The 19,511-nt window shown below is 41.0% G+C and carries 17 protein-coding genes and 2 pseudogenes; 8 read left to right on the top strand and 11 right to left on the bottom strand.

The genetic code is table 11. The features are described 5' to 3' along the window. Nucleotides 1-18 precede the first annotated feature (18 nt). Nucleotides 19-1,851, bottom strand: a complete 1,833-nt coding sequence (locus ACZ1G6_RS14170; protein ID WP_472616874.1) for a hypothetical protein — start codon at nucleotides 1,849-1,851, stop codon at nucleotides 19-21. Nucleotides 1,852-2,158: 307 nt separating this feature from the next. Between ACZ1G6_RS14170 and ACZ1G6_RS14175 the strand changes: the two genes are divergently transcribed. After that, a complete protein-coding gene (locus ACZ1G6_RS14175) occupies nucleotides 2,159-2,551 on the top strand; it encodes a hypothetical protein (protein ID WP_472616875.1) in 393 nt (130 codons plus the stop codon). Between the two features lie 102 nt (nucleotides 2,552-2,653). Here ACZ1G6_RS14175 and ACZ1G6_RS14180 read toward each other — a convergent pair whose 3' ends face one another. Beyond that, on the bottom strand, nucleotides 2,654-3,433 hold the full coding sequence (locus ACZ1G6_RS14180; RefSeq protein ID WP_472616876.1) for a hypothetical protein: 780 nt from the start codon (nucleotides 3,431-3,433) through the stop codon (nucleotides 2,654-2,656). 98 nt (nucleotides 3,434-3,531) lie between these two features. Between ACZ1G6_RS14180 and ACZ1G6_RS14185 the strand changes: the two genes are divergently transcribed. Continuing rightward, nucleotides 3,532-4,404: a LysR family transcriptional regulator gene (locus ACZ1G6_RS14185; RefSeq protein WP_472616877.1), complete on the top strand. Its 873-nt coding sequence runs from the start codon at nucleotides 3,532-3,534 to the stop codon at nucleotides 4,402-4,404. A gap of 53 nt (nucleotides 4,405-4,457) precedes the next feature. Then, nucleotides 4,458-4,928, top strand: a complete 471-nt coding sequence (locus tag ACZ1G6_RS14190) for a GNAT family N-acetyltransferase (protein WP_472616878.1) — start codon at nucleotides 4,458-4,460, stop codon at nucleotides 4,926-4,928. Here ACZ1G6_RS14190 and ACZ1G6_RS14195 read toward each other — a convergent pair. From ACZ1G6_RS14195 to ACZ1G6_RS14215, 5 genes are read right to left on the bottom strand one after another with little or no spacing between them, the layout of a single operon-like run. After that, entirely contained in the window at nucleotides 4,918-5,475 is a 558-nt protein-coding gene (locus tag ACZ1G6_RS14195) for a LemA family protein (protein ID WP_472616879.1), read from the bottom strand. The genes ACZ1G6_RS14190 and ACZ1G6_RS14195 overlap by 11 nt on opposite strands. 9 nt (nucleotides 5,476-5,484) lie before the next feature. After that, nucleotides 5,485-5,946, bottom strand: a complete 462-nt coding sequence (locus ACZ1G6_RS14200) for a hypothetical protein (protein WP_472616880.1) — start codon at nucleotides 5,944-5,946, stop codon at nucleotides 5,485-5,487. Between the two features lie 28 nt (nucleotides 5,947-5,974). Next, nucleotides 5,975-6,457 carry a hypothetical protein gene (locus ACZ1G6_RS14205; RefSeq protein WP_472616881.1) on the bottom strand — a complete coding sequence of 161 codons (483 nt, stop codon included), beginning with the start codon at nucleotides 6,455-6,457 and terminating at the stop codon, nucleotides 5,975-5,977. Next, nucleotides 6,450-7,268 (bottom strand): serine O-acetyltransferase, encoded by an 819-nt coding sequence (cysE, locus tag ACZ1G6_RS14210; RefSeq protein WP_472616882.1) that lies wholly within the window; start codon nucleotides 7,266-7,268, stop codon nucleotides 6,450-6,452. Before cysE ends, ACZ1G6_RS14205 begins: the two co-directional genes overlap by 8 nt. Before the next feature lie 38 nt (nucleotides 7,269-7,306). Further along, nucleotides 7,307-7,858, bottom strand: a complete 552-nt coding sequence (locus ACZ1G6_RS14215; protein ID WP_472616883.1) for a peptide deformylase — start codon at nucleotides 7,856-7,858, stop codon at nucleotides 7,307-7,309. Nucleotides 7,859-7,989: 131 nt separating this feature from the next. On the opposite strand from ACZ1G6_RS14215, the gene ACZ1G6_RS14220 reads away from it, so the two are divergent. Continuing rightward, nucleotides 7,990-8,190, top strand: a complete 201-nt coding sequence (locus tag ACZ1G6_RS14220) for a DUF3012 domain-containing protein (protein WP_472616884.1) — start codon at nucleotides 7,990-7,992, stop codon at nucleotides 8,188-8,190. Between the two features lie 158 nt (nucleotides 8,191-8,348). Then, the gene (gene uvrD, locus ACZ1G6_RS14225; protein WP_472616885.1) at nucleotides 8,349-10,517 is read left to right on the top strand and encodes a DNA helicase II; all 2,169 of its coding nucleotides are present in this window, start codon (nucleotides 8,349-8,351) and stop codon (nucleotides 10,515-10,517) included. Here the strand turns inward: uvrD and ACZ1G6_RS14230 are convergent. Beyond that, on the bottom strand, nucleotides 10,503-10,907 hold the full coding sequence (locus ACZ1G6_RS14230) for an MAPEG family protein (RefSeq protein ID WP_472616886.1): 405 nt from the start codon (nucleotides 10,905-10,907) through the stop codon (nucleotides 10,503-10,505). The genes uvrD and ACZ1G6_RS14230 overlap by 15 nt on opposite strands. Before the next feature lie 186 nt (nucleotides 10,908-11,093). Between ACZ1G6_RS14230 and ACZ1G6_RS14235 the strand changes: the two genes are divergently transcribed. Both ACZ1G6_RS14235 and ACZ1G6_RS14240 read left to right on the top strand, forming a co-directional pair. Next, complete coding sequence (locus tag ACZ1G6_RS14235; protein WP_472616887.1) at nucleotides 11,094-12,191, top strand: efflux RND transporter periplasmic adaptor subunit; 1,098 nt, start codon at nucleotides 11,094-11,096, stop codon at nucleotides 12,189-12,191. A 9-nt stretch (nucleotides 12,192-12,200) separates the two neighbouring features. After that, a pseudogene (locus ACZ1G6_RS14240) lies at nucleotides 12,201-15,357 on the top strand (efflux RND transporter permease subunit). Between the two features lie 12 nt (nucleotides 15,358-15,369). Here the strand turns inward: ACZ1G6_RS14240 and rarD are convergent. Beyond that, nucleotides 15,370-16,274: pseudogene (gene rarD / locus ACZ1G6_RS14245) on the bottom strand (EamA family transporter RarD). A gap of 136 nt (nucleotides 16,275-16,410) precedes the next feature. Between rarD and recQ the strand changes: the two are divergent. After that, nucleotides 16,411-18,261, top strand: a complete 1,851-nt coding sequence (recQ, locus tag ACZ1G6_RS14250; protein WP_472618993.1) for a DNA helicase RecQ — start codon at nucleotides 16,411-16,413, stop codon at nucleotides 18,259-18,261. A 13-nt stretch (nucleotides 18,262-18,274) separates the two neighbouring features. Here the strand turns inward: recQ and ACZ1G6_RS14255 are convergent, their stop codons facing one another. Both ACZ1G6_RS14255 and ACZ1G6_RS14260 read right to left on the bottom strand, forming a co-directional pair. Next, a complete protein-coding gene (locus ACZ1G6_RS14255) occupies nucleotides 18,275-18,949 on the bottom strand; it encodes a glutathione S-transferase family protein (protein WP_472616888.1) in 675 nt (224 codons plus the stop codon). 149 nt (nucleotides 18,950-19,098) lie between these two features. Further along, the gene (locus tag ACZ1G6_RS14260) at nucleotides 19,099-19,485 is read right to left on the bottom strand and encodes a c-type cytochrome (RefSeq protein ID WP_472616889.1); all 387 of its coding nucleotides are present in this window, start codon (nucleotides 19,483-19,485) and stop codon (nucleotides 19,099-19,101) included. Nucleotides 19,486-19,511 lie beyond the last annotated feature (26 nt).

Here is a 19,511-nt window from a genome sequence, read left to right on the forward strand (position 1 = left end):
TCACCATCAAGTCTTAAGCTAGAAGCTTAAGACTTGTTCACAATCCATATCATTTTTTGGTAATGCTTGAGCTGATAATAAACCGTAGCTTTGTGAAAACGATGCATCATCAGAATGCCATGTCGCTTGCTCGTTATTTAAAGAAAAACTAAACGTACCATAAAGCTCATTTGGCATGCGTTGAAGAGCCGGAACTTGTTGCTCACTGGGTATATCAGCGCCAATAGTCTCGCCTAATACCTTCATGCTGATAACAAAACCTTCCGCCGACAACAAAATAGTGTTTTGATTGTTTGGATTTGAAACTGACCACCATCCCTCAAAGCGCTTACTGTCTATATTATCAGTCGTGTCTTGTGGATTTTGATAAGCAACACACATAATTAATGGCCCTTCTGTTTGCATTTGTTGCGTGCCATCAAAAAATACAACAACTTGCCCCTGTTCATTGCCATCAATTCTTCCCGATAAGCTTAAACGGTTTCCTAGCCAAAGATTTTGTTGCTCAGCGCTCCCTAAATCTGCACTTTGCGGCACATCCAAATCTCGTATCGCTTGATTTAATTGCTCGGTATCCTCTACTTGCTCAATAAGCCTAGTTAGATCATTTACTAAACCAAGTAAATCAATGGCAGATTGCCCGTTAGACCCGCCATCACGACTTGCGTTTGTGTCAGTAATTAACATCACAATTTCGTTTGCCTGCTGTGCAAGCGTGCTTGATAACCTTTTTTGCAAGGCTTTTTGTTCGTTACTCACACCTGAAAAAGCATCTAATTGGTTAATGATATTAAGTGTTTGAAACAATGAAATGGGATCATTTTGACTCTCAATTTGATTACTTATCGTGGTATTTTGATCATTCAAAAACGCTTTGAAACTTTGATCAGTATTTAAGTTACTTAAGCGCACAGTACTAATATTGCCAAGCACGACTTGCAGGTCACTTAGCTGTAATATAAACCGTTGTATTGCAGCATCCAAAATACTATCACTGTTAAAAACAACATTGCCGCCTTGCTTACTATTTTGCTTAAAAGAATGTTCGAAATTTGTCGCGGTGACGCTTTGTGCAAATAACGCCAAGGCGATTGATTCATATACAACATCTGCTGAACTCAAGGCTAAGCCGTCTTTTCCTAAATCCAAGAACATTTGCTCTAGTAAGACCTCGTCCATGTTAATACTCAAGGTGTCCGCCAGTGCACTGATTCCCACCGAAGCCCTAAATAATTCACTTGAAAGGGCCTGCGTTTGGTCATTTTCACTGGTTAAACCCGCAATATAGTCGGTATTTAATATACGGCTTTGTGGTGTATCGACACCAAAGGTAAAACCTGCTGAAGCTAATACCGACAATACATCGGTCTGAACAGGTAAATAATAATCAATCGTGGATAAGGGCGAAATTTTAGGCATGATGCTATCAAGTTGCGACTGCCACAAGTCAGTATTTCCAGTAGGAGCTACTCCGATAGCACTGAGCTCGTTCATTTGTTGTTTAGCTTGTGCAATACTCGTTTTTGACGTAAAGACCGATTGACTTCCCTCGCCTGTTAACAGCTCAAAGCCATTGGCCGCCTTGATGATAAGCTCACCACTAGGCAAACCCGTTGATAAACAGAACCTAGCTAGTTCAGCTTGGTCTGCCTGACAATAATTAACACCGGTATTAGGGTTGTAAGTGACATAACCTTCACTATCACTATAAGCAAATGCTTCAAAGCCATCGATGGCGTTATTTGGCCTTGTATCAATCCATACTAGCGCGTTAGCTACATAACCATTCATCACTAGTGCGGGTATAGGAGTCTGTTGACTATTTGGCGCTTGCCCACGTTCATCAGACACAAAAGAAGATGTATCCTAGGATTCATCTCCTCCACAGGCTTGCAGTAATAAACAACACATTAAATAACAGAAGGTTTGCGTCTTAAATGACATAGAGAAGTGGCCTTTTTCGAAGCTTGAAAGTTAAATTTCAATTGGTTCAATACAGTTGTAATTACTATCGGCTTATAAGAATAAAGCTATAGGAAGACCGCCCTCTCAATACATCATATTTGGAAATATAAATCATATATTTATATAATTATTTTTATTGATTTACTAGCGCTATAGTTATCATATCGAAGCAAACATTAGCGGATACATAGCCATGAAACTTTACCTTTTTTCAAAAACAGCCAAAGAAATTATTATATCAAGCATTGCTGCACTTCTTTTATTTAGTCTACTTGCCGTTAGCCAAGCAGTAAGCGCTCAAACAAGCGCTAATGACTTATCTTTGGAAGCAAATCAGCAAACTCAGATATCAAAGAGTATTGCCTTGTTAAGTCACTTAGAAGATAACTTACAAGTTAGTCGCGCACATTTGAACACACTTGAAAATCAATATGATTCAGGTGCAATTACTAGTGAGACATTATTTGTCGCAAACGTGAAATATTTCGAGATAGAAGCCGCTTACATAGAAGCGCAGAAGCAGCTTCTTGCGTCAATCTCTGAATTTGAAACATCAAGCAACAATCAATTAATTGCGCAAAATTAGTACGCTCATATCTACGGTTATACATACACCCTCCCTAGTGTATTCCCTTAATCCCCTTGCACATTTGACTCGTGTTGGGGGATTTTTTTGCATAGGGCTCGTTTAGTTGTTAGCAAAGTATGGGGCAATTACATGAAATTCAAACTTAGTAACACCATTTCTCAACAAGCTACTGTATTGTTTGTATTCTGGCATAGCTTGCAATTTTGCTAAGCCATCTTCTTCATCCCACTCCACAAAGGTAATTTGGTTAGGCGCAAGATTATTAGACGCATGGGTCTCTATCGATGGCTCATACATTTTTAAAATAAACCGAGCACCTACTTTTTCAAGTAATGGCGCTACCTTTGTCAAATACGTGCGATAGTCTTCAGGGGATTCTGGATTGAACCACGCAAAAGCAGCTGTATAAGTTTTGTCTTGAGAAAACCGTACGCTTTGCTTAAGGTCTGCTTCATCGTTAAAGAGAGTTAGCTCTTCCCAACCATCAGCGCGCGACTGTTTTAAGGCAGGCCAACTAGGATGACTTTCAAATCCCTTTAGCGCTTTTATAGAGGGCCATTTTGCTAAAATGAATGCTGTTGGCTTATTATCACCCACTAAAGTTCGCTCTATATTGAGTTGACCAATATTGTTAAAACCATATTCCTGGGCTAGTGGTATTGCAGTGCGATAATAGTGTTCACGCTCCTTTTGTTTCTCAGGTATCGATAACGGTACGATGAGTTGCACTACTTCGCCAGGCGCCAGATTTAAGGCGATTTCATTCACTTTTTCAGCGCCTTTTTGATAGGCTACTGCATCATTAGGCAAACACAAAATTGCTATAATAAGTCCAATAAAGCAAAGTAAAAAAGCCCATATTCTTGTCATTGTATTCATCTTTATCTCATTAATTTACTAGTGAGACACAACTTTATAAGAGCAAGGTAGTCAATTCGAGGCTTGATTTTTATTTGTAATGGTGCAAAATCGTTCCAATGGAAGATTGGAATGAATATCAATTAATACTCGCTTTACATCGAGCTAAAACGCTTCGAGGCGCGGCAGCTATGCTCGCAACTACGCACACCACAGTATCACGCCGTTTAGAATTATTGCATCACCGCCGTAAGAGCGCAGTATTTGAAAAGATCATTGGCGCATATCGCATCACTAAGGCAGGCGAGCCTCTTCTTGCACTCGCTCGTCGCATGGAGCAGCTTGTTATCACGGCAGACCGCAGTCAAGTACACTTTGGTGGCGAACAATTTGCAGGCCCTATAACGCTTTCACTTGGTGAACCTATGGCCCAGTTCTTGTTACTAGAGGAACTGGTCGAATTTACTCGCTTGTATCCGGACATCACGCTAACAGTGAATTGTTCAACCACATTCGCCAATTTAGATAAATCTGAAGCAGATGTCGTAATACGACTAGCTAATACCCTACCAGAACACCTTGTCGGACATCGCCTATTTCCGTATAGCTTGTGCTATTATTCTGATCGTGAATATTTAGCCAATACCGCGACAGATGCCCTACGTTGGATTGCACCAGCTAAAACAGAACAATGGGATGATTTAATCGATGGGTCTCCTTTTCCAAATGTACCTATTGGTATCACCTTTGACGATATTGTTACGCGCTTTAGAGCTTTATCATCTGGTCTTGGTTTGGGGCGCGCAGCTTGTTTTATGGCAGATAACGTGGATAACTTAACGCGTTTGGACAATAGTAAACCGCTTCCACAAACCGATATATGGGTCCTTACTCATCCTGATTTGCGACACACTGCTCGAATAAAACTACTAATGCAGTATTTAGTTGATTGTATCCGAGATAAACGTGAACTGATTCAAGGCCTTTCGTAGTCGCATACGTGATATATTTTACACAATAAACAACTAACGAATTTTGGTACTTTATGCAATACAACACAGTCACGTCTTTGTTTAATGACTTAAGCAATGCACAACTATATAAAAGCCTTAAACTACGTAGCGATGTTTTTGTGGTAGAGCAAAATTGCGTTTATCCTGATTTAGATGACAAAGACCGCCTAGCTGAAACTCGACATATATTAGTAATTGATAACACCAGCAACGATACTCCATTAGTTGCTTATGCCCGCTGCTTGGCGCCTGGAGTATCGTTTGATCAAAGCGCAAGTATTGGTCGCGTGGCAGTTAACCAAGCCTATAGAGGAAAAGGCTTGGCAAAACAAATTATGCATAATGCAATTCGTTGTTGTCATCAATACTGGCCCAAATACACCATTACTATTGGCGCTCAAGTTTATCTAATCGATTTTTATCAACAACTAGGCTTTGTTTGTATTGGCGAGCCTTATGACGAAGATGGCATTATGCATATCGACATGAGACTTAGAAATTAGGACGGTAGTCATAATTATCAAGCGTGCCTGATTGATGAAAGTTTTCAAGCTTATCTTTGCGCGTAAAAAGCTTATTTACAATGTTAAATGGCACCATTTCTATAGAGTTATTAAAGTGTTCAACCGCACGATTAAATAAGGTTATCGCGGCTGCCACATTTTCGTTTTTGTCGCTTATTTGTTCCATCAGCTCTTGTACTAATTTCATCGCACCTAACTCAGGGTAGCTTTCTGCCGTTGCTTTGAACGATGAAAATACGGCGTTTGACTGCTCTTCAACTTTGCCAAGCGCTTCAACATCAATGTTGTCGTTATCAAGCAGATTAATAGATTCGCGAAGTGCCGTTACTCGCTGCACAAAGTCACTCTCAAATTCAGTAAACTTGTCGCTCAATTCATTTAATTGAGGAATAAGCTCGTGTTTGAGTTTTTCATAAGTGATGACATCTGACCAAGCGCGTTTCGCACGATTAAGGTTAGCTATTATCTTGTTATAAATAACGATAATGCCAACTAGCATTAGCACAGTAATGGTGATAGTAATCATATAGAATCCTTATTTGTTGTCATTAATGAAGCGGATTAGTTCTTTTGCTCTATCTAAATAAGGCAAGTCGCTTGGAGACTGTAATTGCTCAATATAATCTTCGCTTTGACGCAATGATGGCGTGCGTACTTTAGTCGGAAATACATCTTTTGGTAACTCAAAACAGGCAACAGAATTAGCCATTACATCCATCGATTTGATCAAACTAAACTTATCAACAAATGCCAGAACCGCTTTAGGGTCGAAAAACTTCGCAGTTTTTATCTCGTCGGCGCATCTGACTTTAAAAAGTCGGTTGAATTCGGCGCTTGACGCGTCCCACTTCGAAGAAAAACGGCGGGTGTTTAGTGAGAAATAATTAAAATCGCTGAACTGAACCAACATGGCATATTTATATTTTGTCTGTCGTGTTTTGCGCTGTTTACCATTAGAAAAATGACGCGAAACCACCACATATTTAAACTCAATCAAAGTAAAAGGTGTTGGTGTACCATTATCATCACCTTAGCACACCGCCTAAATAGCGAACACTGATTTCTTGACCTTCATCTCCATCATCAAACATCAAAAAAAGATTACGTAATTCACGCCAATATGCTTTACCATTAAAATCATAATCTCTTACTACACCCGCATTAATCGCGACTGAGCGAATGTATAGCGCATCACCTATTTTTTTAACGTGAGAATAGCGTAGATATAAAAAACCTGCGCAGCAAATCGCAACAATCGCACCGCCAATTCGCATATTCATCCGCAAGTCATAACTAATGTGAGCAGGTCCACCGAAAGACATCGCTACAGCGAGTAAAGACAATACTACTGAGATCCATAAAAAAGTGTTGTTATGCAAAAAGCGATGCTGTTTGGCATAGTCTTTGATAAGCGCTGCGGCTTTGTCGATATCGGCCCTTGTTTTAGACGTTATAGCAAAAGCCTGTAAGTTATCAAGATGCTGTTTGATTAGCTTGTTTTTAGCCATCAGAGGCGCTACCTTGCTGGCTATCCACTAACACGTTTTGTTGCATCGATTCACATGGCATGTTGCAATCTGGCTTGCCGACGATTTTAGCTGGCACCCCAACAACAGTCACACAGCAAGGCACCGAATCAAGTACAACACTGCCTGCACCAATCTTTGAGCCCTCACCCACTTCAATGTTGCCTAATACTTTTGCACCAGAGCCAATCATTACGCCGCGACGTATTTTGGGGTGTCGATCACCTTGTTCATTGCCTGTGCCGCCAAGAGTGACTTCTTGTAAAATAGATACATCATCTTCCACCACGGCCGTTTCACCGATGACTATGCCGGTTGCATGATCTAGCATTACTCCCTTACCAATTTGCGCGGCAGGGTGTATATCAACTGAAAATACTTCGGAATTGCGGCTTTGAATAAACAGGGCAAGTTCCTTGCGTCCTTTATGCCATAAATAATTTGCTAAACGATGTACTTGAAGTGCTTGAAACCCTTTAAAATGTATCAACACCGTTAACAACGATGACACTGCTGGATCGCGCGCGGTAACCGCTTGAATATCATCAATTGCGGCATCTAGCATTACTGGGTTAAGTAAATATGCTTCATCAAACATTTCTCGAACAGATATCGCGGGCATTACCTCATCACTGACTTTATTTGATAAAATAAAGCTCAACGAGGTTTCAAAATTATGGTGATTCAGCACGCAGGCGTGCAAATAACTCGATAGCAATGGCTCTTCATTAGAGACAGCTTGGGCTTCTTGCTTTAAGCGTAACCAAAAATTTTGTGCACATAACTTAGTCATCATTTTTCCTTTAGTAATCAACTTGACAACTTTTAATATTAGCTTGCCATGTAATCACACATTTTTTTAACTACCGATAGACGCTCTGGCGTGTCTTTATATATATAATCAATACTTTGCACAGATTCGTTTTTTTCAACCCTATCAAGAAAGAAAATACCATCTAGATGGTCGACTTCATGCTGTATTAAGCCAGAAAACTCGCCCTGCATTTGCATGGACTTTTTAGTGCCTGTCGCATCAAGATACGTCACTTCGACTTTTTGAAAACGTTCTACCTTCGCTCGCATTTGATAAAAGCTAAAACATTCTTCATCGAACATAAATGCATCTTCAGACAAGGGACGTAAACGAGGATTGATAAAAGCCTCAAAGACACCATTAATTCTAAGGACAACCAGTCTAATCGCGACCCCTACTTGAGGTGCACTTAATGCATTTCCATTTTCATCTGAAATAGCTTTAATGCCGTTGAGAATATCTTGCATCATTTGGATTGTATTGTTCACGGTGCCATTAGAGAAATCGATTTGCTCGACGTCCTTAGAACGTTGCCGCAAAATAGGATGTCCAACTTGCTTAATTTTCATGCTCTTTATCTCTGTACTGTATCCAAGTTTATATAGAATAATGGCTTGCCAGCGGCGGCGCAAATACAGATTGTAAATTATCCAATATTTGGCATAATTTTCGTCTTTAACATTAAGCAAACCATCAAACTATGAATATTAAACATTACAAAAAACCAATGTATATCATCTTACTCGCTTTATCGGTTGCAAGCATAAGCGCATGTGCTCCTGAAGTTGGTAGTGTTAAATGGTGTAATGCAATGGATGAAAAACCCAAGGGTGATTGGAGTGCTAATGAACTTGGTGATTACACTAAACACTGTCTTTTGAAAGACCGTGACGAAAACTGATTGCATTTAAGCGCACTGGATTTTGGTATATATGCTGTATAAATAGACAGCTTTTTTAGTGGTATCCTGATAGAATCCTTTACTAATACTCAGTTTTGGGACTAAACAAAACCTATAAACTGCAAGCAACCACTCTATTTTCGCTTAAAGGTTTTTAAATGGATGTATCAGTACTTCTTGATGAACTAAACGACAAACAACGTGAAGCTGTTGGAGCGCCTAATCAAAACATGTTGGTATTAGCAGGCGCTGGTAGTGGTAAAACACGTGTTTTAGTCCATCGAATTTGTTGGTTGGCGGAAGTAGAAAAACTGTCTCCATTTAGTATTTTAGCCGTTACATTCACCAATAAAGCAGCCAAAGAAATGCGCTCTCGTGTTGAGAGCCTTATGCGTAATTCTATATTTAATATGTGGATTGGCACCTTTCATGGACTGGCGCATCGCTTATTACGCCTGCATTATGAAGAAGCAAACTTACCGCAAAATTTTACTATTTTAGATTCAGACGACCAACACCGCTTAATCAAGCGGCTAATAAAAGCACTTAATCTTGATGAAAAACACTGGCCACCTAAACAAGTTCAGTGGTACATCAATGGTAACAAAGATGAAGGTTTACGAGCAGCGCAAGTCGAAACGCACGATGACCCGAATCAAAAAAAGATGCGCGATATTTACAAAGCTTACGAAGAAACCTGCAACCGGTCGGGTCTTGTTGATTTCGCAGAGCTATTGCTAAGATGCTACGAAACCATCAGAGACAACGAGTCACTAAAAAAGCATTATCAGCAACGATTCAAAGCGATTTTGGTAGACGAATTCCAAGATACCAACAACATACAATATGCTTGGCTAAAGCTCTTATCCACCAAACAAAACAACATGATGATTGTCGGCGATGATGACCAATCTATTTATGGCTGGCGCGGCGCTAATGTTGCCAATATTTCACATTTTCTCAAAGATTTTCCCAACTCGCAAACTATACGACTGGAACAAAACTACCGCTCTACAGGTAATATACTCAAAGCGGCCAACGCGGTCATTGACCATAACAGAGGTCGATTAGGCAAAGATCTATGGACAGATGGGGAAGATGGTAACAAAATCGCCTTATATGCGGGTTTTAATGAAATCGATGAAGCGCGGTTTATCGTTTCGCGCATAAAAGACTTTTTTGATGACGGTGCAAGTTTATCAGACTGCGCAATTTTATATCGTAATAATGCCCAATCTCGAGTGCTCGAAGAAGCACTATTACATCAACGACTACCCTATCGCATATATGGTGGTTTGCGCTTTTTTGAACGTCAAGAAATCAAAGATGCATTAAGCTACCTACGTTTGATAAGCAATCCTATAGATGATGCAGCATTTGAACGAGTAGTGAACACGCCCGCGCGTGGGTTGGGCGACAAAACATTGAGTAATATAAGAGCGTATGCGCGTGAAAACCAGCTATCAATGTGGCAGGCTGGCCGCAACATGCTCAACGAGAAACGCTTGTCAGGGCGTGCAGCAAATGCTTTAGCTAGCTTCTTTGATATTATCGATAACATGACAAAAGATACACATGACATGTCTTTGCATGAACAAGCCGACGCTGTGATTAAGTCTTCAGGCTTATTTGCCATGTATCAAAGTGAAAAAAGTGATAAAGCTCAAGCTAGAATTGAAAACTTGCAAGAGTTAGTCACTGCTGTTAAACAATTTGAAATCCCTGAAGATGCTGAAGAAATGTCACCTTTGGCTGCTTTTCTGGCACATGCAAGCCTGGAGGCAGGCGAAGCTCAAGCAGACGAAGATCAAGATGCCGTGCAGTTAATGACCATCCATACTGCGAAAGGCTTAGAGTTCCCATTAGTGGTATTAGCCGGTGTCGAAGAAGGCATGTTTCCTAGTCAAATGAGCAATGAAGAACCCGATCGTTTAGAAGAAGAGCGCAGGCTTGCATATGTGGGTATGACCCGCGCAAAAAAACAGTTAGTCATTACTTATGCCGAGACACGTCGATTGTACGGCCAAGACAAATATCACACGATATCTCGTTTTGTAAGAGAAATCCCAAGCGACTATATCGAAGAAATACGTTTACGCTCACAAGTAACGCAACCCATACACAACCGATTTAGCAAGCAAGCTACGCACAGCGCTTTTGTCGATAGTGGTTTTGCACTAGGACAAAGGGTTACACACGTAAAGTTTGGTGAAGGCACCGTTCTTAATTACGAAGGTAGTGGCGAGCATGGCAGGGTACAAGTACATTTTGATGATGTGGGCCCAAAATGGCTAATGCTCGCCTATGCTAAATTAGAAAAGTGCTAATACTAATAGGTAGATAGAGCTTGCGAGGTAAACAACAAAAGTACCGAGCATACCAATGGGTCGTGCGATAAACGGCCCCATTTTACTTAAGCCTAAGTAATGCAATAAACGTGAAATTACCAGCGCGGCACCAATAACGTGCAAAGCCCAAGGTTGAGCACCTATTAACTCGAGACATATAAGCATAATTGCCGCTAGTGGCACCGTCTCGATAAAGTTAGCTTGGCTGCGAATAAGACGAATCATTCGTTTATCACCACCGTCGCCAATATCAATCTTGTTTCGAACGCGATATAAACCAACAACCAAGGTCATTGGCACAAATAACAGGCCTAACAGACCAATATACAAAGCTGAAACACCTAAAGTGTTAGTTAAGTCAAAATCCACAATTATCCTTACTTTTATTATTTTTAGACGATTTACAGTTAAGCACAGTCTGTGTGAAATGAATACCGGATTTGTTACAAATTTTACAGCAATTGCTCAGAAACAAACTAAACTTTATTTAACCAAACTTTTTCTCCCCTACGACAGTAAAACTAGCTGTTCACATCGATTCACAAGGAATTTATCATGTTGCTGTTCAAGCGCTGGCTCATCACCATATTTACTCTTTTGGCATTAATTGCGGGACTGGGTTATGTCAAGTTTAACCAAGTGATGGCAGCAATCGCCTTTGGGGAATCTTTTCCTGAGCCTAGCGAAACGGTTGAAGCGGTTAATGTTTCATGGAGTACTTATCAGCCTAAAGTAAGCCTTGTAGGCCAAGTGCGCGCACAACAAGTCGTCGAATTACGAAATGAAATTGAGGGTGTTTTAACGCAAGTAAATTTTCAATCAGGAGACCTTGTAGAGTCAGGTCAGGTGTTAGCACAATTAAATGTTGATGTTGAACAGGCTCAATTAGAAGCCATTGAAGCTGAAATTGCGCTATCGGCTCTTGACGTAAAACGATTTACCGATTTACTTGATGTAAGGGCATCATCAAAGGAACAACTAGATCGCGCTAAAGCGCAATTAGCGATTAACAAAGCAAGAGCAAAAGCTTTAGAAGCAACGATTGCGCGCAAGACCGTTCTAGCTCCGTTCACCGGTAACGTAGGCATTCATGATTGGCAAGTAGGCACTTACTTATCTGCAAACACTCTAATAACCAATATCACGGGCACACTTGATGAAGTATGGGTAGATTTCAATTTACCGCAAGCATATGCAAATATAGCACTAAATACTCCCGTAACGATCGTAACGCTTAATAATGACAATAAAATCCGGGCCGAAATTGTCGCGATTAATCAACAGTTTAATGTGAGCTCTCGTACTTTGCAGGCGCGAGCAACGTTAGTAAATCCAGAATTAGCACTTATACCAGGGGCGGTAGTCTCTGTTTTACTTCCGCAAGGTCAAGCAATCGATGTTGTCCCATTGCCAAATCAAGCGATTAGATATGACGCATTTGGCAGTTACGTCTTTGTTTTATCACCCGATGACAAAGGTGATATTCGAGCAAAGCGTAGACCGGTTAAAGTGCAGACCAAAGAGCAAGAGCTAAGTTACGTGTTGATGGGCTTACAAGAGGGTGAAACGGTTGCCAGTGTTGGCTCTTCAAAACTGATTGACGGTATGTTAGCAAATATTGCTCAATCAAATTCTTCGCCGCAACAGCCATAAGGAATAAGTATGTCTAACAAACACCACTTAGACGCCGCTGAGGCAAATGCAGGGATACTTAATAGACCTTCAATAATGGACATTTTTTCAAAACGTCCTGTGATCGCAATCGTCATTTCTATTGCGATTGTCATTATTGGTATTCGAGCGGCGATTAACATCCCGGTGCTACAATTTCCCAAATTAAGTAGCGCATCTATTCAAATTACAACACCCTATGTGGGCGCTTCTGCTGAAGTAGTGCAAGGCTTCATTACCGAGCCAATCGAGCGCGCAGCATCTGCCGTTCCCGGCGTAGACTATGTTGATTCCAATACCACCCTAGGCCTGTCAACGGTAACGGTTTGGTTGCGATTAAATGAAGATATTGGCAGTGCTTTAGCGGAGTTATCGACACGTATCGATCAAATTCGTTTTGAGCTACCAGAAGCTGCCGAAGATCCAGCTATTCAAGTTGTTAGAGCAGATAGACCGTTTGCCATATTTTATCTGACGGTTAATTTTGATGAAGATCTTGCCGATATGTCGCGTCTTGAGGTTACTGACTATTTGTCGCGTAATGTGTCGCCAGCACTAGCGTCTATACCGGGTGTTCAGCGCATTGGTTTAGAAGGCGCGCGTTCGCCATCTATGCGAATTTGGTTAGACCCAAAAAAAATGGCATCTTTGAATATTGCTGCTGATGATGTTTCAAGAGCACTTCGAGCAAATAACCTAATTGCAACAATCGGTAACGCTGAAAATACCCAACAACGAGTTTCGCTATTAACAGATACTAGCTTAACTACAGTAAGCGAGTTTGAAGACTTAGTAGTAAGGGATGACGGCAGTAGTCAAATTCGTATCAGTGATATTGCTACCGTTGCCTTAGACGAGGAAGAAGGCGTAACCACCTCTCGTTTAGACAAAGAAGTGGTGTTATATATCTCGGTTTGGCCTTTGCCTTGGTGCTAACGAAATCGAAATTGGCGATCGTCTTTATGTCATGATTGACGAGATAAACGCTACCCTACCAAAAGGCCTTAGTATTACTGATGGGTTTGATGGCACGCTGTACATGCGAGATTCTTTGCGCGAAATATTTATTACCTTAGGCGAAACGGTGTTGCTTGTTGGTATTGTTGTATTAGCGATGATGGGTTCGTTTAGAAGTGCATTGGTGCCGCTAGTCACCATTCCCATTTCGATTTTGGGCGCTATTGCCGCTATGTCTTTGGTAGGATTTTCACTGAATCTATTAACAGTATTGGCCATTGTCTTATCTGTGGGCCTTGTTGTTGATGATGCCATTATCGTGGTCGAAAATGTGGCTCGTTACATGCGCTCTGGCATGGGTAAGATGCAAGCAGCATTAGCGAGCTCTCGACAACTATTGTCCCCTATTGTCAGCACAACTATCACGCTAGCTGCTGTTTATGCGCCTATCGGCTTGCTCACCGGATTAACCGGAGCATTGTTTAAGGAGTTTGCGTTTACTTTAGCAATTGCGGTCATTATTTCGTGCGTGGTAGCAGTGACCTTATCGCCTATTATGAGCGCATATGCGAGTCCTGAGGGAGGTAAAGAAGGTAGAATCACACAAAAGGTCAACGGATTTTTTGACCGATTACAAGAACGCTATGGCAAAGTCGTTGAAAAAACGGTCGAACTTCGCCATCAAGTATTATTTTCAGCCATCATATTGTCTTTATTAAGTGTACCTTTTTACTTTGGTTCACTTAAAGAGCTAGCTCCTACCGAAGATCAATCTAGTGTAACGGTTATCATTGAATCAGCCCCTGAAGCGTCAATTGACTATACCTTAAAGCACATGGATGATGTGGTAGATTCGATGAAAGAAATGGATGGTGCTCAATTCATGTGGCAGATTATTAATCCATCAGCAGGATTTTCAGGCATCGAATTTGTCCCTGTAGATGAGCGTGAGCAATCTGTTCAAGACATGTATTGGGAGATATTTGGTAAGCTTTCACAAGTACCTGGTTTAAAAGCGCTTCCAGTTTTAGATTCAGCTTTACCTACCGCAGGAAACTTTGCGGTAGAACTTGTCGTACTTAGCACAGCCCCCTATGATGAAATGAAAGTATATGCGGATAAAATGGTGCAAGCTGCCAATCAAAGCGGCAAGTTCATTTTTGCTGACACCGACTTAAAAATAGACTTACCCCAATATCGCTTTGTGCTGGATAGGCAGCGCATTGCAGATGTCGGTTTGGATTTAGCCGCTGTCAACCAACAACTCTCGACAATGCTATCTGGAAATTTTGTAAATAGATATAATCAAGACGGCCGAGCCTATCGTGTGATTCCAATGCTATCTCCCGACAAGCGACAAAATGCACATGCCATCCTTGATTTACAAATCCGTATTCCTGATGGCTCGCTCATTCCTTTTAGCGCTATAGCAGACATTGAAACTGAAACTGCGCCGCGCTTATTGGCCAAATTTGACCAACGAAATGCATTTAGGATATTTGGCGGCTTGATTCCAGGAACGACCAAGGAACAAGGTCTGCAAGCACTGGAACAAGCAGCACGTGACATTTTACCGCCTCAGTATGATATTGATTATGCTGGGGAGTCTAGACAGATACGTCTAGAAGGAAATACATTGGAAGGTGTACTGTTAGTTGCGATGATTTTTGTTTACTTAGTACTGGCCATTCAATTTAACAGTTTTAAAGATCCACTAGTTGTCTTGTTAGGGTCAGTGCCTTTAGCATTAGCTGGGGGACTGATGTTTGCGTTTTTAGATTTCACAACCATCAATATATATTCCCAAGTTGGATTTATCACCTTAGTTGGCTTGGTTGCCAAAAATGGCATATTGATTGTGGAATTCGCTAATCATATGCAAAGGCAAGGCTTAGATAAACTCGCGGCAATTAAACGAGCAGCTCAAATTCGATTGCGTCCGGTATTAATGACAACCGCTGCGACAGTCTTAGGTCACTTCCCATTAGTGTTAGTCACAGGAGCAGGCGCCGAGGCAAGGAACAGTATCGGGATTATTTTGGTTGCAGGGATGTTAGTGGGGACCTTATTTACCTTACTTGTATTACCAAGCGTTTATATGGCTCTAGCGTCGGATCATAGCGATGACCTAGCACGCGAAGCTAAAGCCAATGAAGCCTTGGTCATGAATCCTGGCGAAGTAAATACTTAGTCAATATCAATGCTAAACAACGGGTGGTGGCTTTTTCATTTTTCGGTAGGCTTTTACCGAATCGTAAGTAAACAATGCAAGTGCTGACCATACACAAATGAAGGTCAGCAAACGAGCTTGTGACAATGGTTCATGGTAAACAGTGGTTGCAATAATAAACATCAAACTTGGCCCAATATATTGAAAGAATCCCAATGTGGAGTAGCGAATTCGTCTTGCAGCAGCAGTAAAGCATAGCAAGGGAGCTACAGTAAGTGCACCAGCACTAAGAATAAGTAAGTTCATTGTTGTCGTATTGACACTTGCGTCAGTGCTTACGGTATCAAAGACAAAGAAATATATCAGTGCCGCTGGCAACATCATCATTGTTTCGATGAATAAGCCTGGCATAGAGTCAACTGCAACCTGCTTTCTAAGCAAACCATAAATACTAAAAGATACTGCAAGTGTTAAAGCAATAATAGGTAAACGGCCATAGTTGATAAGTGTTAATACTACCCCTATAACCACTATCCCTACTGCAACTTTCTGCAATGGCCGAAGAACTTCACCCAAAAAACACGCCCCAAAAAGACATTAATCAGCGGGTTTATATAATAGCCAAGACTGGCCTCTAATAACTGGTCGTGATTTACCGCCCAAATAAATAACAACCAATTCCCAGCCAATAATAAGCCTGCTGCAAAGAGTATTTTTAATACTTTAGGGGAGGCCATTGCTAATTTTACTTTATTAAAATGCCTAAGACCGGCAATCAACACAGCTAACACAATTACCGACCAAATTACGCGATGCATGAGAATTTCAGCAGCGGGGATTGCAGTAAGCTGCTTAAAGTAGATAGGCATTACGCCCCACATTGTATATGCCGCAATGGCAAATAATATACCTGCTTTATTGGGAGATAAGGTAGACATCTAGATGATTTCTTAGCGATGTTAAAGGCGGGCATTGTCGAAGATCATTGGACAAAAAGCAACCGGTTAAATACATTCAAAAGTACACTGTATAGATGCATCAAAAAAACGTACAATATAAAGATAAATAACTAAGATATTAACAAGCACTGTGACCTTTGCCGCAAGCCCCCAAACACCCTCGTCGGACTTATCATTAACAACCTTACAGCAGGTTTTTGGTTATGATAACTTCAGAGCAGGACAATCAGATGTAATTGATAATGTCTTAGCTGGTAAAGATACCTTAGTACTTATGCCAACGGGCGGTGGCAAGTCACTTTGCTATCAAATCCCTGCTATATTGCTCGAGGGCATCACCATTGTTGTATCACCATTAATTTCATTGATGCAAGATCAAGTACAACAGTTGACCAGTCAAGGTGTAAAGGCCGCATATTTAAATTCTAGTTTGTCATCTGAGGTCGCCAGCGACGTCCAAGAAAAACTTGAAAATAATGAGCTTGATATACTTTACGTATCGCCAGAGCGACTTTTGCAACACTACTTTTTAAATAGTATTCGCCGATTGCCAATTAGTCTTATTGCAGTAGATGAGGCCCATTGTGTTAGCCAGTGGGGGCACGATTTTAGACAAGACTATAAAAGACTGGGACATTTAAAGAGCGTATTTCCTAACATTCCAATTCTCGCATTAACAGCCACAGCAGATGACGCCACTCAAACCGATATTGTTGAACAACTAAAACTACTTAACCCTTTTATATTTAAAGGCGGTTTTGATCGACCTAACATTCGCTACAACCTGTTGGCCAAATATAAAGGCGTTGATCAAGTCATTGATTTTATCAAACAGCAAAAGTTCACTAGTGGCATTGTATATTGCAACAGCCGGGCAAAAGTTGATGAACTTGCGCAAAAACTTGGCAGTAGCGGCATCAGTTGCGGTGCGTATCATGCGGGTAAAACAAACGAAGAACGCGAACGCGTGCAATCTTTGTTTTTAGCTGATGACATGCAAGTCGTAGTAGCGACGGTTGCATTTGGTATGGGTATCAACAAATCCAATGTCAGATTTGTAGTACATCATGACGTTCCTCGAAGCATTGAGTCATTTTACCAAGAAACGGGACGAGCGGGCCGCGATGGCATGCCTGCAGAAGCCCTTCTATTGTACGATGATCGTGATGCGGCAAAAATTAAAAAGTGGATTGCCGATGGAGCGATTCCTGAACGCTTTGAAATTGAAATGCATAAGTTTGAAGCGATGCAATCTTTTGCAGAAGCACAAACCTGTAGACGACAAGTGTTGCTTAACTATTTTGGAGACAACAAACATGAAAGCTGTGGTAATTGTGATATCTGCCAATCGCCGCCTAAGATGTTTGATGGCACCGAAGTCGCGCAAAAATTTATCTCATGTGTTCTGCGCATATTAAAATCTAAACATCATGCGCCAGTACAGTATGTTATCGATATTTTACGAGGTAAGTCGCATCGCAAAATTCTTGACGCAAAACATAATGAGTTAAGCACACATGGTATCGGCAAAGATCAACCAGAAAAATATTGGCACAATATAGCGCAGCAGTTGCTCCACAAAGGTTTATTACGTATCGATATGAACTGGGGTGGCAGCTTAATTACGACGCCTTCTGCTTATCAAGTCTTGCGAAGTGAACAAACCATCTCCTTAGCAGTGCCAAAGTTCGCAGTAAGCTCTACGACTAAGAATAAGTATGAGCCTAGCAATATAGACAATAAATTATTTGCCAAACTTAAGCATTTAAGAAAACAGTTAGCCGACGAAAGCGCTACGCCAGCTTATACTGTCTTTAGTGACGCAAGTCTTTCTGATATGACATCAAGAATGCCGGTAACCTCTTCTGAATTTTTAGAGGTTACCGGAGTAGGACACGTTAAGCTTGAAAAATATGGTGAGGCTTTCACCAGCTTAATAGCAGACTATCTTGCTGCAAAGCACTAGCTGCAATAGTTTTCTATGACTTCGCAATTTTTTCAGCGGCCGCCATTTTATCCATTGCACGCTTATATATCGGATCGGATTGAAGTCGCTCAACATATGCAAGCATATTGGGAAACTGATCCATACGTCCCGACTTTTTGACAGCCTCTAGTGGGAAGCTCATTTGTACGTCTGCTAGCGTGATTTGGTCTGACACTAACCACGTTCGGGATGATAGGTGTTGCTCCACAAACGTAAAGTTTCTTTCAATTACTTTACCAAAATAGGCATTCATCACTGCATCCACAAATTTTGAAACCACAAATTTGATGAAAAATGGACTTGCCTTTTCCTTACCCTTGTTTAATACCATCGCGGTGATTAGAGGTGGTAAAAAACTACCTTCACTGTAATGATTCCAAAATTGTACATCAGCGTAGTCTTGATGGCTGCGCTCAGGTAGTAACTGAGTATTACCTGCTTGTTGCACAAGATACTCACAAATTGCACCTGTCTCGGCAATGACTTTATCTTGGTGGGTCAAAATAGGTGCCGTACCTAAGGGATGGATATCTTTTAGCGATTGAGGCGCCAAGTTTGTCGTTGCATCCCTAAAATATACCTTTATTTCATAATCAAGTCCCAGTAATTCAAGCAACCAAACAATGCGCTGAGAGCGTGACTCATTAAGGTGGTGTAAAGTAAACATTGGCAGTCCTTTATAAAAAGTTATAGGTCTTATACCACTAAGCAAGCTATTCGGATTACCCTGACTAGAATTAGTTTATCACTGTTTAGCTAAGGCTAAGCATTTGAAATATATTATTTTATTTATTGAAGTACCCAAGAAAGTTAATTTTATTCTTGCCCCGCTGATGTTTCGCTTTTTTTACCATCAGCAGACATTTGCGCATAATACGCTGATAAATCCGCAATATCTTGATCGCTTAGGCGTTTTGCATGAGGCGTCATTGCTGCATTTATTCGCTGTCCTGAGCGAAACGCTTTTAATTGCAACTCCATATAACCTTGCTTTTGTCCCGCTAGGTTAGGATAAATAGGAATAATTGAAATACCATCTACACCATGACATTGCGCACAAATAGTTGCCTTTGCTTTACCCTGTTTAGCATCTGCTACAATCGAGTTGTCTGCGCAAGCCGATAAGCTCATTAGCGTCAGCGAAAAAAGTAAGGTGGAGCTCAGACTACATCGCGCCTGAATATTTTTTTGTTTATTTTGCATCTTTTATCCGTAGAGTAAGTCTAGAT

The sequence above is a fragment of the Glaciecola sp. HA4-3 genome, assembly GCF_055693685.1.

Excerpts from the sequence above, each read along its gene's own strand:
- ACZ1G6_RS14175 (WP_472616875.1), top strand. The coding sequence starts at position 2,159 with ATGAAACTTTACCTTTTTTCAAAAACAGCCAAAGAAATTATTATATCA.
- ACZ1G6_RS14180 (WP_472616876.1), bottom strand. The coding sequence starts at position 3,433 with ATGAATACAATGACAAGAATATGGGCTTTTTTACTTTGCTTTATTGGA.
- ACZ1G6_RS14185 (WP_472616877.1), top strand. The coding sequence starts at position 3,532 with ATGGAAGATTGGAATGAATATCAATTAATACTCGCTTTACATCGAGCT.
- ACZ1G6_RS14190 (WP_472616878.1), top strand. The coding sequence starts at position 4,458 with ATGCAATACAACACAGTCACGTCTTTGTTTAATGACTTAAGCAATGCA.
- ACZ1G6_RS14195 (WP_472616879.1), bottom strand. The coding sequence starts at position 5,475 with ATGATTACTATCACCATTACTGTGCTAATGCTAGTTGGCATTATCGTT.
- ACZ1G6_RS14205 (WP_472616881.1), bottom strand. The coding sequence starts at position 6,457 with ATGGCTAAAAACAAGCTAATCAAACAGCATCTTGATAACTTACAGGCT.
- cysE (WP_472616882.1), bottom strand. The coding sequence starts at position 7,268 with ATGACTAAGTTATGTGCACAAAATTTTTGGTTACGCTTAAAGCAAGAA.
- ACZ1G6_RS14215 (WP_472616883.1), bottom strand. The coding sequence starts at position 7,858 with ATGAAAATTAAGCAAGTTGGACATCCTATTTTGCGGCAACGTTCTAAG.
- ACZ1G6_RS14220 (WP_472616884.1), top strand. The coding sequence starts at position 7,990 with ATGAATATTAAACATTACAAAAAACCAATGTATATCATCTTACTCGCT.
- uvrD (WP_472616885.1), top strand. The coding sequence starts at position 8,349 with ATGGATGTATCAGTACTTCTTGATGAACTAAACGACAAACAACGTGAA.
- ACZ1G6_RS14235 (WP_472616887.1), top strand. The coding sequence starts at position 11,094 with ATGTTGCTGTTCAAGCGCTGGCTCATCACCATATTTACTCTTTTGGCA.
- ACZ1G6_RS14255 (WP_472616888.1), bottom strand. The coding sequence starts at position 18,949 with ATGTTTACTTTACACCACCTTAATGAGTCACGCTCTCAGCGCATTGTT.
- ACZ1G6_RS14260 (WP_472616889.1), bottom strand. The coding sequence starts at position 19,485 with ATGCAAAATAAACAAAAAAATATTCAGGCGCGATGTAGTCTGAGCTCC.